This window comes from Wolbachia endosymbiont (group A) of Sturmia bella, from assembly GCF_964030905.1.
In the GTDB taxonomy this organism is placed as follows: Bacteria; Pseudomonadota; Alphaproteobacteria; order Rickettsiales; family Anaplasmataceae; genus Wolbachia; species Wolbachia pipientis.
Genome location: NZ_OZ034988.1, coordinates 350,741 through 365,734, shown reverse-complemented (window position 1 = coordinate 365,734; position 14,994 = coordinate 350,741). Strand labels below are relative to the sequence as shown.

Genomic DNA, 14,994 nt, shown 5'->3' with positions numbered 1-14,994 from the left:
TTTTATTTATATTGAGTTTAAACTTAAATTTTTATAAAGATTTAAGTTTATTTATGAAGTTAAAGTACTACCTGGTAGCACTGCTTTCATCATTGTTTTTGCAGAATAGTGCTAGCTCTAAAACAATTTTGGATAAGGAAATATTTTATGCAGAACTAGACGGAAAAATAGATTTGAGATTCGGCTACGCCTTCAACAGAGATTCTTTCAATGCTAAGCCTAAGGATAAAACTTCAAGTTATTCATACTTGCGCTTTCTTTATTTACAGCAAGTTTATCCAAATACTCAAATGGGGGTTAATGTTAAGGCAGGGGTTTCTGGTATTGCAAACCTAAAAGCGTTAGACATAGAAAAGTTAGACATGGAGGAATGGTATTTTATCATAAAAAACCAGGAACTTGGATCAATTGAATATGGTAAAAGAAGTTTAGTTGGTCAGAGCATGTTAATTAACACTTCAAAAATTTATGCAGCTGCTGGAGGAGTAAATGGTCATTGGACAAACTATGCAAATTTGCGCGGTGATCATAAAAAAGATGGTGACCCTGGATATAATCAAGACAAGGTGTTCTGGGTCAAGCCCAATATTTATAGCGATTATAATGAACTCGAACTAGGGTTAAAACAATCATCAATTAACTACATCTCCCCTGAAATCTATAACTTTCAACTCGGATTCAGTTATGTTCCAGGAAAAAATAACTTACAGTACAGCAATTTAATTGCTGCTGGCCTTTCCTATAAAAACAGCTTGTCAAATGATATAGGTTTTACTACTGCTTTGACTGGTGAATTTGCAAGAGAAAATTTAACTGGTTGCTCAGATGGAACTTCTAAAAATTATGAATGTCGCAATCAATTACTGCACTGGAATTTTGGTTTGAAGCTAAAATTGTTCGATCTTGATTGCATTTTTTCGTATGGTAATGGTGGTGAATCTGGTGAGAGGCGTAATCCTGAAATAAATAATACGTATTATATGAATGCAGGTATCGCTTACCATTCTGATTCTTACAAATCAAGCTTAACATATTTTAGTAGTGGTAGGGATATTGCAGGCGAAGGTACAAACGAGTTAACATCATATGCTTTAAGCCTTGAAAATTCTCTTTTTTTAGGTACTTCATACTATTTCGATATTGTAAAATTTAGTACCAAAGAACCTAAAATAGAAAATAACAACTCTGGTTATGTGCTCTTGGCTGGACTGAAATTAAGTTTTTAATATTGCCTCCTTCCAACACTCTTTTCTGTCATCCAAGGTAACCGTTCACACTTAATTTTTCAATCTCACTCATGGAGAGGCCAGTAAACTGACCTTACCCAGAAAAAGTGGAGAGAAAGAAAAGAGTTTTTTTGGGTAAAATAAAATTTTGGAGGATTAGAAATGGTAAGAGAATATACAGCAGAATTCAAATTGGAAGCTGTTAAACTGGCAAATGAACAAAGAAAGGCAGGTCAAACAATTACAAAAACAGCAAAGGATTTAGGAATAAAGGGTGGTTTATTAGGAAAATGGATAAAGAAACACAACGAAAAAAAGTCGGCAGCAGATGCATTTCCAGGTAGAGGTAACATGGCTCCTTACGACAAAGAGAGGTTTGATTTACAAAGCAAGAGTAACAAGGGAAAGAGACATTTAAAAAAAAGCCCTGGCCAGTCAAAAAGAGTAAAATATTTTTTTATATAGTAACTGCTATAAAGTACAGGAATTATGTAGGATTTTCTGCTAGTGGCTACTATAAGTGGACCACAAGAAAAATAAGCAGTAGAGAATCAGCAAATAAAGAGCTACTCGCAGCTATTCAAAAAATATATCAAGTTTCTAAATGTAGATATGGAGCTCCTAAAATTCATGCTGAATTGAAGGCTTTGGGTAAAAGTTGCAATTTGAAAACGGTGCAAAGTATTATGCAGAAAAATGACATCAGGGCTATACTGAGAAGAAAGTTTAAAATTAAAAAACAACAAACAGATAATAGAGCTGTAGCTCCCAATATACTAGATCAAAACTTTATTGTTGATCAACCAAATAAAGTATGGGATTACTTACATCAAAACCAAGGAGGGATGGCTATATTTGGCAGCAATAATTCTCACGTATGGTAGTTAATGAGTAGTGCAATAAATAAACAATTGGTTATGAACTCTTTATTAATGGCCATTAATAGGCGTAAACCTGTTAAAAATCTACTGCTGCACAGTGACCAAGGTTCATAATATACTGCGCAAGGGTATCAATATCTCTTAGCTGTAAAGAATATAGATGAGTAATAAAGGCTGTTGTTACGACAATTCTGTTGCAGAAAGCTTCTTTAGCTCATTGAAAAGAGAAATACTTATTGATACTTCACAACACTCTGCTCAACAAACTAGAACTGCAATATTTGAATACATAGAAATTTTTTATAACAAACAACGTCACTATTAACTATTGCATTCCAGAACAATTTGATGCATCATTCTTTTTGTAAAAAACATTCCACACTTTCTCTCCACTTTTTCTGGGTAAGGTCAATTTTCATTGCACCCTATATTGTCCATTCCATTAGCTTTACTACGCTCGTTACCTCACGCAGCATAATGGTCTGTTCTAGGCTGTTGGCTAGACTTTGCCTAAGTTGGATTTTCACCAACTGTATTCTAAACGCTTACTTGGCGCACCCATAACAAAAATGCCTGAAAAACGTTAATAATTATATACTATTATTAATAATTATTCAACCATATTTTAAGCTTACAATTTTGAGCTTAACTGACGCTTATGGATAGGGGCAACTCTATCACCCTGTGTTATGTTTATTTTCTAATGGACGCTGATTTTTGTATCGTAATTTCTTGCTATAAATTGGTTATATAAGAGCTGGCTTCTAAAATTTTATAACCCTAATTTGAATTAACAGACAGTAGAATCGAAAGATTATTACAAGGAGAAATCTACACAGATCGACCCTTTTGTGAATCTGCGTTTCTGCTTTCTTCAACTTGTTTTGCAAAAGATGTTTCCGGTTTCTGAAGTGGCTTAGCAATTTCACGCACAACGGCAATAACTGCTGTTAAAAACGTTTTTAACAATGCACCTAAAGCTCCACCAACTGCTTCCCTGCCATATATATGAGCTTGCTTTTCGTTACCGTCAGCAGTTTCCCCTGCCCTCCTTCTTGGATCCATCCTATGAGCAATCACCGAAAACAACACTCCCCTGATTGAAGACTTCACTTTTTCCTTTGCTTCGTGGACATCCCCATCTTTTGCTGTTTCATGTCCATGACTTAAGTGTTTAGCGTTCATTAGCTCCTTTTGTTGCTGGGCAAACATGCTACTTAATACTTCTTCTATCACTTGCTTTCTTCTCTTCTCTCTAACTCTTTTCATAGATTCTGATTTATCGCGAGTGTGTTTGGTAGTTTCAAATTCTGCATCAATATCTTCGGACGCAGCCTGACTATATAAAGTCTCTATGAGCCTGTCTATGCTTCGCTTTATTTGCATAGTCCTTTCGTAACTATCCGAATTATCAATTCCTTCGTCGATCTGATTTAGAATATCCTCAAAAACTTTCAAATAGTCTTGAATATACTGTATTATGTATTGCTTATCTTCCTCTTTGTGTTGTTCTTCTTGATTTTGCTGATTTTCATTTTCTAAACTTCTCTCTCTTTTATCATCGTTATTTTCTTCAATATTATCACCGTCTTCCTCGAAAAGGTTTTCGTCATTCATGATTTTTTTTAATTTAGTTAAAATTCTCACCAGTTATTATTGTATATGAAAAAATTAAATTAACATTAATGAAAAGCGTTTACAACTTCAGCACTATTTAAAACTACAGTAAAGCTGTCAAAAGTAACAGGATCATAATACCTCTCATACAATTCAACTGAACACCTAAGCCTTATCTTTTCCTTAGCATTAAAACTAATTTCATAATCATTATTAGAGTTTAGCATAGCAGAATTACGTAATAATTCATCAGCTAATACAGAGTCTAAAATTCCATTAATTTTTATCGTAATGTGTCTGCTTCCAGCACAATCGAGCACTTTCCTCCAGCCAAAAGAAGAAATATCTTTCACCTATTCTCTGTTATTACGCAAAGTAAACCTTAGGTTTCTTATATTATTTAACACAATAAAATTATTGTCATGATCTTTAATTTTTAGCTGTAATTTGCTCATTATCACCTCCTTTTATTAAAATATCAAAATTAATTGTTGAATGTAAAATTTCATCGTGCTGATCCATAGCACAATTACTTTCTAAAATGGCCTCATTATTAAAACCTTCAATGCTCTTAAGTATCAAGTTAATATGCCTTATAATGGCAAACATACTGTCTATATGATAAGTATATATGTCGCATGAAAATCTTGCCTTTGTAGCAAAATTGGACAGCATATGCAGGTTATTATAATTCACTACACACAATCTCAGGTAAGGAATGGTGACCTGTTTAGGTAAGTAGTCATAAATGTTAGTAACATATTTCCTTAAATCAGAGTTTGCTTTTAGTGCTTCATAAATGCTACTGTACAACTCGTTTATAGCTTGAATTTTTTTCATAATTAACCCTCGAAAGATATATAGAAACTCGTCATCCCGCTGCTTGTTAGCGGGATCTATGTTAAGAGATACCGCGAATGAATCGCGGTATGACGATAAGGTTTATACCTCGTCATCCCGCTACTTGTTAGCGGGATCTATCCGTAACGGTATGACGTAGTAGCCCAGTTTGAATGACCAGAAAGAGCTACAAAACAACCTTTGGTTCGCGAAATGGAGAATATACCTTCTTCACTTCAGATAAATGGCTACTTACCTCCGATTCACGATTTTTGTAAAGAGCAGAAACATGCCGCATAATACCTAGTTTTATCTGCTCAGGAACATTGTCATAACCAGCTTCGTATACAACATCAACTCTTATTGCATTCAAACAATTGAAAAACTCAACATAGCCCCCTACATCACTAAAATAATACTTAAGTGTACTCTTCTCTTGATTTTTAGACATCATTGCAGTAGCCAATACTATCTTACTCACAGGGCCATAGCTTAAATAGATCCTACGAGGTACATAATCTTCATATGAAACTTGCCATGTTTGTTTCACCAGTGACTTTTCCATATGCCATTCAGCGTAATCAGTTGCCATAAAAATTAGATCTGAAATCAACTTATCATCCTGGTCGTTCTCAATGCGTAAAAAAGATTTAACCTCTTCTAAAGTAACTGGAAAAGATTCAGGCTTAGATTTACGTTGCACAGATATTCTTGGTGAAGTAGATCTTATTGACATAATAACCCTCCTTTTTGATATAGCTAGAATAAGTAAGGTTTACCTCGTGACAGCGTGGGGCAAATCTTACTTACTTTAGCTATGCAGCTTGCATGCAACATTAAGTTAAATTGGCGCAGCAACAACTCTGAGTGCTTTATCGTATGAATATATTAAGAAGAGAACGTATTAAAGCTGTTTCTCCTTTTTTGTTGATAAAATTTGAACTTATAGCATATTCAACTAGGCTGGATTTTAGTAGATTGACATTTTGAGAATGAATATTATTGAAGGTGGAGTTTAACTCTTTAGCAAGCAGACTGCGAAATTTTTGCACACTGTCATATGCGATATTTTCAAGTTCATGTGCAAATTTATCTTGAGCTATAGTTGTTATATCTTCAATTTCCTTATTAAACTCCTCTAGCTTTTTTTCGTTATTTTTAAAATTTTTCGTAAAAGTTTTCATATCAATTAAACTCAACTATTATTATGATTATAATGACAATGAAAAACTACCGAAGTAAAAAATTCACACTACTGTGTAACTTACAAATACTTTTTACTACATTCCAGCGTCACGCGCTGGAATCTATAGCAAGTGTACAAATTAAATTTTACAAACACCGTTGTGCTGAATCTTGAATATTCACTTCTTTCAATTCAGTGGTAGGTTTTGGTTCAGCGATGGGTTTTGATATTGTGTATGTAATGCCACCAGCTATCAGTGCAGATACCACAGAAGCTGCAACTATTAATAGAGCAGACAATCCGGAAGCAATACTAAGAGCAGCACCTACTGCTAACATAGCTGCAAGGCTCGCATAGGCAACTTTTGGGGAAAATTGTCTTTTTCCTACTTTTTCTAGTGACACTTCATTTGTTTTAGTTTTGCCCAGTTCACCATCAAGTGGTGTGTTTTCATTCTCCAGACTTCTTATTTTTTGTGTTAGTGATTCATTCTCTTTATTGAATTCTTTCAACTTAGTCTCATGTCCAACTATGCAACTTTTTGATTCTGCTAGTTCCTTTTGCGCTTTTTCTAACAACACTTTTGTTTTAGAATGCTTATTTTCGTTTTCTTCTAATTCGCTATTAAGCGTTGTGTTTTTACTTTCTAGATCTTGTATTTTTTGTTTTAGCAATTCATTCTTTTTCTGCTCATCCTTTAGCTGAGTACGTAATTCTTTTAACTTAGCTTTACGTTTTTCAACCTTTTCTGCTTTTTCTGGAGTTTCCGTTGCGTTGTGTGTTTTGGAATGAGAAAAGGTACTAGGTACAACCTCAGATGGCTGATCACACATACTGTTTAGTCTATCTATTAGGTCTTCATCCTTTATCAATGAGCGATCTGCTCCATGCTTTATCAAAAGCTTTGCTAATTTTTTATTGTCATTTGCAAGAGCATAATATAAGGGAGTATGCTCAACTTTATCTTGTGCATTAACATTTGCTCCACCTTCTACTAGATATTCTGCAATCTCTACACAACCATATGCAGCAGCATAATGTAAAGGGGTCAGTCCATCTTTATCCTGTACATCAACTTTTGCTCCACATTTTACCAAAAGTTCCACTGATTCTTTATTGTTATCTGCAATAGCCCAATGTAAATGGGTCACGCCATCTTTATCTTGTGCATTAATATCTTCTCCATTTTCTAATATAGATTGGCCTAAAGCTTCAGATTCATCTGCATCAAAATATATTCCACTATCGCCACTATTACTTTTATTTAAAAAGGTCTGTTCCCCATTATATGTAGTATACTGCTCTGGATGTTGACTGTGCAAGTCATTATGTTCTATGCGCTTCTGATTATTGGCAAGTCTTTGTTCTGCCTCTTGCAACTTTTGCGCCATAGCATCTCTTTCTCTTATAGCCTGTTCTTTTTCTAATGTATCATCTACTTTGTCTGTATTGTTTTCATTAACGATTGAGTTTGAAGAAGTCTGTTCATCCTCATCTTGTACATAGACTTTTTTGTTGTTTGGTGTAATTCTACTATTCTCTTCCTGATGTTTTGCACCCCATGCTTGTACTGCAGCAGTTACGTTATTTCCGTTCAAAGCTAAATTTCCTGGAGTTTTATTATTAGGCTGCAGTAAAGTGCCTTGTCTATAAGGTTGTCTTCTCGTAGCTCTTGTCTCAGCATAACGTTGTTCTCCTTCCTCTAACATTTTTATTATAGCCTTTTTACCTTCTACATCGCCGACAATATCCCTTGGAGTTCGGCCTTGACTATCTTTTAGTAAAGGATTTGCGTCATTATTCAATAAAAGCTGAACTATCTCTTGATGACCATGCAAAGCAGCAATGTGCAAAGCAGTTAGCTTAGACTTAGCTTCATCAAGTTCATATATTGGTTCATTAACTTTTGCTTCCTTTGCTAGTAGGAGTTTTACTATTGGTACACTGTTACATTCCACAGCAAGATGTACCAACATATAATTTACAATTTTGTCTGAATCTAATATACTGAACATCTTATCTATCTTCAAATTGTTATAAGTGCTATATACTATTGAGTCTGCATCTTTTAGCTTATTCCCTATTCTTTCAAGTAAATTATTCTCATTTAAACCTTCACTCTTGCTTACCTCATTTATTATTTCAAAAAACTTTTTCTTTTCCATTGCCGTAACCTTTCCTCTCAATTTATTTATTATTGCTGAACCATCTCACAAAAAAGTTAAGTTTGTCGAAATTCCATGTTTGATCTAAAAATTAGTCATAAACATTTTCTATGCAAGTAGCTGACACTGGTTCATTCTATAATGGTGTCACAGCAGTCCTACATCATGCCACCGCGAACCGTCATACCACGATTCATTCGCGGTATCTCATCCGCTAACTGTTCTCCCTCATCATACCGTCACGGTATCTCCAGATCCCGCTAACAAGTAGCGGGATGACGATTGTCAGGGTGTCATCCCAGCGCCCCTATGATGTCATCCGAGTAGCCGACACTGGTTCCTTTATGATGGCAGTGCCCCTATGGTGTCATTCCAGTGCTTGACACTGGAATCCAGCCTTTCCATAATCATCAAAACATTGTATTTTAACGTAAAACAGCTATTTTTATGCTCACCAACTTAATAAAATTCCTGGATCCCAGTGTCAAGCACTGGGATGACAAGATATAAACCTTATCGTCATGCCGTCGCGAACCGTCATACCGCCGCGGTATCTCCAGATCCCGCTGGGATGACGATTGTCGTTTAGCTATAAATATTTAAGAAATTTACCAAACGAAAAAAAAAGGCAAAAGAAGCCCTGGGGTTATTATCCGCTTTAAAATATTGGCGTTTTTTATGTTTTAAACGCTTGACAAGCAAGATTAAGCTGCTTTTAATTGCAACTAACCTATGCTGCAAATGTTTAAGAAATTTACTAAGCAGAAAAAAAGACAAAGGACCCCCGAGTTAGCTAGTCTTTTACTATCTCTGTCGAGTATTGGCATTTTTTGATGTCTTGTAACGCTTTATAAGCGCGTTCAGCTTATTTAGATAAAAATCTAGATGTAGATGAAGTTTTGTAAAGACATACAGTATCTATATACTGCAAAAAATTGAACATAAGACGCCGATACATTAAGTAATCCTTACCTTTTAATCTGCAGATTGGCGAAAGCAAATACAATAGCTTCAGTTTCATGATAAGGGGGCTGGCGAGGTTTGTCAAGCAAGTTTTTTGTTTCTGCGGACTACCTAGATTAATATTATATAGAAGGTTTGCTGCCAATAAAGCCTAAACTTACCAAATACATTTCTGTAGATTCAGATCTACTTGACTTTGGTTTAAAGTATTTTACTGTTTTAAACATTTTTTTTAGCTCGTTACAAAAATCTTTGTCAGATTCTCCTTGGAAAATTTTTACTACAAACGTGCCACCATGACTCAAGAAATGCTTTGCAAAATTGAGCGCTGCTTCGCATAAAAGCATAATTCTGATATGATCCAACGATTTTAAACCACAAGATTCGGGCGCCATGTCAGATAAAATTACATCAAATTTTTGATCCTTGAATTTTTCTCTTAAAATTTCAAACTCATTGATAATATCACATTGTATAAACTCTACTCCATTAATTGCGTTCATTGGTTTTATGTCAAGAGCAACCACATTTGCACCTTTCTGAGATGCAACTTGTGACCATCCACCAGGAGAAGCACCAAGATCAATAATTTTTTGCCCTTCTTGGAATAATTTAAATTTGTTATCCATTTCTACCAGCTTATATGCTGAGCGTGACCTATAACCATCCTTGCTAGTTTTTTGCACATACTGATCATTCAAATGACGATGTAGCCACCTTGTTGAAGATAGTTTTCTGCCTCTAGCCGTCTTTACTCTAGTTTTTATTGCTAATACCCTACTTATTATTGATTATATCTTTAAGCTCTTTTTCAACTACTTCTTTTACCAGTGCATGTAGATATTTATTCAGCCATTCTGAGAGCTGAGGTTTTAAAAGAGATGTAACTAATTCTTCAACAGTAAGGTTCGCTTTTTTTTGTTGTTTATGCTGTAATTCGTTTTGCATTTTTCCAAGCAACGCTTTGATCTCTTCCATATTCTCTTTTAAAATTAGATGATCGTTATTTTGCGCTTGTAAGCCGCTATTACTCGCTTTGTTATTACTCATTTGGATATTATCGTACAAATAAATATCTTTTTTTTCTTCTGAATTGTAGCTATGGCCATTAAATTGGTTATTGTTGCAAGCCATTTCCTCACTTTGGTCATCATTATCAATGTCCTCTTTTTCATTATTTTCTTTTTTGCCATCTTCTTCTATTTCTTCTGGATACTCTTCCTCAAGGTATAGCACATCATCATTTTCATCCTTTATTTCTGCTTTATCGTTACTCGCGTTTTTACCCGATATAGCTTTTTTTATATCTTCTAGGATATCTTTTACAGATTGATTACCTTGTTCATCATGCATAGTGCTAATACCATTAAATTTAGAGGTTTATACTATTTATCATAAAAAGCAAGTTGTAAACACTAATCACATAATTGCTTTTTGCTTCAACTAAGTCTGAACGTGCTTTAAATAATGCATCTTCAGTGTCCAAAAGGTCAGATGTACTCTTTAAATTTAAGTTTACTTCTTGCTCAACTCCTTCCAATGCTAGAGCTGCTGCTTTTTCCGCTTCTTGACTTGCTTTGATAATGGCCTTTGCTGTCAACACATTATTCCAAGCATTTACAACTGCTTGTTCTATATTTTTTACCGTTTCATAATAATCGTAGGTAGATTTTTTTGCATCCATTTTAGCTTTACTGACACCAAAAGCATTAACTCCTCTCTTAAAGATTGGAACATCAAGAGTAAAAACTACATGAACATTTTCTAATAGTTTGTCTACCTTCATACCATCCTCCCCAAAATTTTTGCTTGCACTTAGATTTAAAGAAGGAAGCCACTTGGAGCTTTCAGCAATCACTTCCATTCCGGCTGCTCTTTTTTGATAAACTGCTGCTTTTAGAGATAAATTATTGGTTTTTGCTAACTGTAAACATTCATTTAGCTCTGGAACAGAAGGTAGTTTATCATTAGCTTCAGAAAGGTCATCAGCATCTTCGCCAATCAAATGATAATAAGCAATATTTACCAACTTTAATTTACCTTCAGCATCAACTCTTTCGGATATAGAAGACGAAAATTTTGCTTTTGCTAACAAAACTTCAGCATTGGTTACCTCTCCAAGGGAAAAGCGTTTTTTCATAGCTGACAAATGTTCCAAAGAAACGCGTTCTTTATGTTCTCTGAGCTTTAATATTTCTGTCTTTTGTAAAACATTAACATATGCTTTCACAGCATTAAGTGCAAGCTCTTGTTTTAATTGCTGAAATCGCATCTTTTCTGCTTTGAGAAGATGGCTTGATCGACTGAATGTGGCAAAGGTACCACCGCCATCGATTAATTTCTGGCGCAATGTAAGTTTTTTTTCAGATGTATCAAGATTAAAGTTACTATCGAAATTGTATTGCAAATTAATGTCAGGTAAAAATCCAGCTAACCCAGAAGATTTATAGTGTTTTTCTGCGCTTTTATATTGGTAAAATTGAGACTTTATTTTTGAGCTATTTTTGATGGCTTTGCTTATCACTTCTCCCACATCGGTTGCATAGCAACTTATAGTATTAAAAATGATCGCAAGTGTGATAATCAATCGAAACATTCTAATTCCTATGCATATTGGTTGCGCAGCTCAATTACTAACATAAATTACTTTAATAATCAATAACTAATATTGTTGACACTATTGAGAAATTAAGTATATCATAGCTTACTATTGTTGGATCAAATAATGAAGACTTTTTTCTTAAAGGAGAAACAAATCAATAAAAAGTGGTTTGTCATAGATGCAGAAGGATTAGTGGTAGGGAGGCTTGCAGCATTTGTAGCGACACTATTACGTGGAAAGCATAAACCTGAGTATACACCTCATATGGATTGTGGCGATAATGTAATTATTATCAACGCAGAAAAGGTGCATTTCACCGGAAAGAAGCTTAAAGATAAAATTTACTATAAGCATACAGGTTATTCTGGTGGTTTGAAGAAAACTACTCCAGATAATATTTTAAATGGCAAATTTCCTGAGCGTGTAATAGAAATGGCAGTGAAAAGGATGCTTGATGATGGGCCTATGGCACGTAGACGCTTTGAAAATTTGTATGTTTATTCTGGTTCAGAGCATAAGCATCAAGGACAGCAACCTGAAAAGATAGATTTTGCCTCTTTGAATCGTAAAAATAAAAAGTAATGGAGTAAAAATGAAGAGTTCTACAATAAATAACAATGATTGGTCAGAAAAGACAATTAAATCAGCAGTTGATTCGCTTGGTCGTTTATATGCTACAGGCCGAAGAAAAGAATCTGTAGCAAGAGTATGGATAAAGCCGGGGAGTGGAAAATTTAGTGTTAACAAAAAAGGCGATCTAATTTCTTATTTTAAAAGAGAGTCAGTGTGCCAAATAGTAAAAATGCCATTTGTTGCAACTTCCACATTGGATAAATACGATGTATTTGCAACTGTAAAAGGTGGAGGGCTATCTGGTCAAGCAGGTGCTCTAGCTCATGGAATAAGCAGAGCTTTAAGTAGTGTAAGCCAAGATTTGCATTCTATACTACGTAATGGTGAGTTCTTAACTAGAGATTCACGTGTTGTTGAACGTAAGAAATATGGTCAACATAAAGCTCGGAAAAAGTGTCAATTTTCTAAGAGATAGTTATTTTATAGGGGTGTTTTTTTGTAAGTATTATACAAATATTTGCAAAAATGTATGATATCCTCTATTTTTGTGATGAATTTAGTTGACTATCGGTGTCAACATAATATGCTATTTATGTGATTTTTTCAATATTAAGGTAATTTATGAGTAAAGAAGATATAATAAAACAATTAAAGGAAGATTGTTCTAGTCAGAATATAGATATAACAAAATCTGATTTGAGCAAGATTCATGATGCGTTTATTAAAATAATAAAGAATGAGCTGCATGGGAAAGGTGAAATACGTTTGCATGGAATAGGAACATTTTCTACTGCTATCAGTCAGGAAAAACAATGTCGTAACCCCCAAAGTGGTCAGATCATGACTGTTCCTAAAAAGACAAGGGTAAAATTTAAAGCAAGCCAAACTCTTTTAAGTATTTTAAATGAGAAGGAAAAAGCAGCATTTAGTTAGACATTGTCATTTTCATTGTTTTTACTACGCTGTGTAAGCCGTAAAATACAGCTTCGCTAATTAAATAGTGGCCTATGTTAAGAGCTGAGATGTGAGGTATTCTTGTCATCTTCTTAGCGTGTTTATAAGTTATGCCATGTCCTGCGTGGCATTCTATTCCTAATTTATTGACGTACTCTGCAGCATTAGTAATTAACTGTAACTTTTTTTCTGATGGATTATCACAGTAATCCCCTGTGTGAATTTCTATTATGTCAGGTTTTGTCCCTAGCTTTTCAAGATATTTTAGTTGATCAATATTTGGATCGATAAACAGTGAGACTTTTATGCTAGAGCTATGCATTTCCTCTATTATACTAGAAAGTTTACTGTGCATATTCACGATATCCAGGCCACCTTCGGTTGTTAATTCTTCTCTTTTTTCTGGTACTATACTAATCGAATAGGGTTTTACCTTTTTTGCTATTTCAAGCATTTCTTCCGTGGCTGCAATTTCAAGATTTAGCTCAGTGCTAATGCTTTTTTTTAGGTTAAATACGTCTTCATCTCTAATATGCCTTCTATCTTCTCGTAAGTGTACAGTAATAAAGTCTGCTCCAGCGTCAATGGCTATTTCTGCTGCTTTCAATGGATCTGGATAAGAAGTTCCACGTGCGTTGCGGAGGGTTGCAACGTGATCGATATTAACACCTAGTTTCACAATCTACCTCAGAAATTATTTATAGATTATACATGTTATTAGGTTTTTTGCATAGTCATTGTTTGACCTTATCCAGAAAAAGTGGAGAGAAAGAAAAGAGTTTTTTTGGGTAAAATAAAATTTTGGAGGATTAGAAATGGCAAGAGAATATACGGCAGAGTTCAAATTGGAAGCTGTTAAGCTGGCAAATGAACAAAGAAAGGTAGGTCAAACAATTACAAAAACAGCAAAGGATTTAGGAATAAAGGGTGGTTTATTAGGAAAATGGATAAAGAAACACAACGAAAAAAAGTCGGCAGCAGATGCATTTCCAGGTAGAGGTAACATGGCTCCTTACGACAAAGAGAGGTTTGATTTACAAAGCAAGAGTAACAAGGGAAAGAGACATTTAAAAAAAAGCCCTGGCCAGTCAAAAAGAGTAAAATATTTTTTCATAAAAGAGCATAGTAAACACTATAAAGTGCAGGAATTATGTAGGGTTTTCTGCTAGTGGCTACTATAAGTGGACTACAAGGAAAATAAGCAGTAGAGAATCAGCAAATAAAGAGTTATTAGCAGATATTCAAAAAATATATCAAGCTTCTAAATGTAGATATGGAGCTCCTAAAATTCATGCTGAATTGAAGGCTTTGGGTAAAAGTTGCAACTTAAAAACAGTGCAAAGTATTATGCAGAAAAATGGTATTCAGGCTATATTGAGAAGAAAATTTAAAATTAAGAAACAACAAACGGACAGTAGCTCCCAATATATTAGACCAAAACTTTATTGTCGATCAACCAAATAAAGTATGGGATTACTTATATAAAAACCAAAGAAGGATGGCTATATTTGGCAACAATAATCGATCTATATTCACGCATGGTAGTTAATGAGCAGTTCAATAAATAAACAATTGGTTATGAACTCTTTATTAATGGCCATTAATAGGCGTAAACCTGTTAAAAATCTACTGCTGCACAGTGACCAAGGTTCACAATATACTGCGCAAGGGTATCAATATCTCTTAGCTGTAAAGAATATAGATGAGTAATAAAGGCTGTTGTTACGACAATTCTGTTGCAGAAAGCTTCTTTAGCTCATTGAAAAGAGAAATACTTATTGATACTTCACAACACTCTGCTCAACAAACTAGAACTGCAATATTTGAATACATAGAAATTTTTTATAACAAACAACGTCACTATTAACTATTGCATTCCAGAACAATTTGATGCATCATTCTTTTTGTAAAAAACATTCCACACTTTCTCTCCACTTTTTCTGGGTAAGGTCATTTTTGCCTTGACCAAGAAAAAATTCAGCTATTG

The 14,994-nt window shown here is 34.4% G+C and carries 13 protein-coding genes and 3 pseudogenes; 6 read left to right on the top strand and 10 right to left on the bottom strand.

Features of this window, described 5'->3' with window-relative positions; all coding sequences use genetic code 11:
* Positions 1–53 precede the first annotated feature (53 nt).
* Complete coding sequence (locus tag ACQH3L_RS01780; protein WP_070356730.1) at positions 54–1,226, top strand: porin; 1,173 nt, start codon at positions 54–56, stop codon at positions 1,224–1,226.
* Between the two features lie 162 nt (positions 1,227–1,388).
* A pseudogene (locus ACQH3L_RS01775) lies at positions 1,389–2,475 on the top strand (IS3 family transposase).
* A 463-nt stretch (positions 2,476–2,938) separates the two neighbouring features.
* On the opposite strand, the gene ACQH3L_RS01770 reads toward ACQH3L_RS01775, so the two are convergent.
* The 9 genes and pseudogenes from ACQH3L_RS01770 to ACQH3L_RS01730 form a co-directional block, all read right to left on the bottom strand.
* The gene (locus ACQH3L_RS01770) at positions 2,939–3,724 is read right to left on the bottom strand and encodes a hypothetical protein (RefSeq protein ID WP_070356729.1); all 786 of its coding nucleotides are present in this window, start codon (positions 3,722–3,724) and stop codon (positions 2,939–2,941) included.
* A gap of 65 nt (positions 3,725–3,789) precedes the next feature.
* A pseudogene (locus tag ACQH3L_RS01765) lies at positions 3,790–4,179 on the bottom strand (phage tail tube protein).
* Positions 4,154–4,564, bottom strand: a complete 411-nt coding sequence (locus ACQH3L_RS01760) for a hypothetical protein (RefSeq protein ID WP_010962350.1) — start codon at positions 4,562–4,564, stop codon at positions 4,154–4,156. Before ACQH3L_RS01760 ends, ACQH3L_RS01765 begins: the two are co-directional and overlap by 26 nt.
* Positions 4,565–4,751: 187 nt before the next feature.
* Entirely contained in the window at positions 4,752–5,300 is a 549-nt protein-coding gene (locus ACQH3L_RS01755) for a head-tail connector protein (RefSeq protein ID WP_095742630.1), read from the bottom strand.
* Between the two features lie 136 nt (positions 5,301–5,436).
* Positions 5,437–5,748 (bottom strand): ECH_0659 family protein, encoded by a 312-nt coding sequence (locus ACQH3L_RS01750; protein ID WP_015588824.1) that lies wholly within the window; start codon positions 5,746–5,748, stop codon positions 5,437–5,439.
* A gap of 148 nt (positions 5,749–5,896) precedes the next feature.
* A complete protein-coding gene (locus ACQH3L_RS01745; RefSeq protein ID WP_425384913.1) occupies positions 5,897–7,915 on the bottom strand; it encodes an ankyrin repeat domain-containing protein in 2,019 nt (672 codons plus the stop codon).
* A gap of 1,085 nt (positions 7,916–9,000) precedes the next feature.
* Positions 9,001–9,579 carry an RlmE family RNA methyltransferase gene (locus ACQH3L_RS01740; RefSeq protein WP_010962344.1) on the bottom strand — a complete coding sequence of 193 codons (579 nt, stop codon included), beginning with the start codon at positions 9,577–9,579 and terminating at the stop codon, positions 9,001–9,003.
* A 76-nt stretch (positions 9,580–9,655) separates the two neighbouring features.
* On the bottom strand, positions 9,656–10,231 hold the full coding sequence (locus ACQH3L_RS01735; RefSeq protein ID WP_010082598.1) for a PopZ family protein: 576 nt from the start codon (positions 10,229–10,231) through the stop codon (positions 9,656–9,658).
* A gap of 19 nt (positions 10,232–10,250) precedes the next feature.
* Positions 10,251–11,474 carry a TolC family protein gene (locus ACQH3L_RS01730; protein ID WP_010082597.1) on the bottom strand — a complete coding sequence of 408 codons (1,224 nt, stop codon included), beginning with the start codon at positions 11,472–11,474 and terminating at the stop codon, positions 10,251–10,253.
* A 129-nt stretch (positions 11,475–11,603) separates the two neighbouring features.
* Here ACQH3L_RS01730 and rplM point away from each other — a divergent pair, with 129 nt between their 5' ends.
* The 3 genes from rplM (at position 11,604) to ACQH3L_RS01715 (ending at position 12,986) form a co-directional block, all read left to right on the top strand.
* Positions 11,604–12,062 (top strand): 50S ribosomal protein L13, encoded by a 459-nt coding sequence (rplM, locus tag ACQH3L_RS01725; RefSeq protein WP_010082596.1) that lies wholly within the window; start codon positions 11,604–11,606, stop codon positions 12,060–12,062.
* Between the two features lie 10 nt (positions 12,063–12,072).
* Positions 12,073–12,528, top strand: coding sequence for a 30S ribosomal protein S9 (gene rpsI, locus ACQH3L_RS01720; protein WP_006279875.1), 456 nt, complete (start codon positions 12,073–12,075; stop codon positions 12,526–12,528).
* A gap of 146 nt (positions 12,529–12,674) precedes the next feature.
* A complete protein-coding gene (locus ACQH3L_RS01715; protein WP_425384912.1) occupies positions 12,675–12,986 on the top strand; it encodes an HU family DNA-binding protein in 312 nt (103 codons plus the stop codon).
* On the opposite strand, the gene ACQH3L_RS01710 is transcribed toward ACQH3L_RS01715, so the two are convergent.
* On the bottom strand, positions 12,979–13,686 hold the full coding sequence (locus ACQH3L_RS01710) for a pyridoxine 5'-phosphate synthase (protein WP_006279877.1): 708 nt from the start codon (positions 13,684–13,686) through the stop codon (positions 12,979–12,981). The two genes, ACQH3L_RS01715 and ACQH3L_RS01710, sit on opposite strands and share 8 nt — an antisense overlap.
* Positions 13,687–13,822: 136 nt before the next feature.
* Here ACQH3L_RS01710 and ACQH3L_RS01705 point away from each other — a divergent pair.
* Positions 13,823–14,917: pseudogene (locus ACQH3L_RS01705) on the top strand (IS3 family transposase).
* Positions 14,918–14,994: the final 77 nt, after the last annotated feature.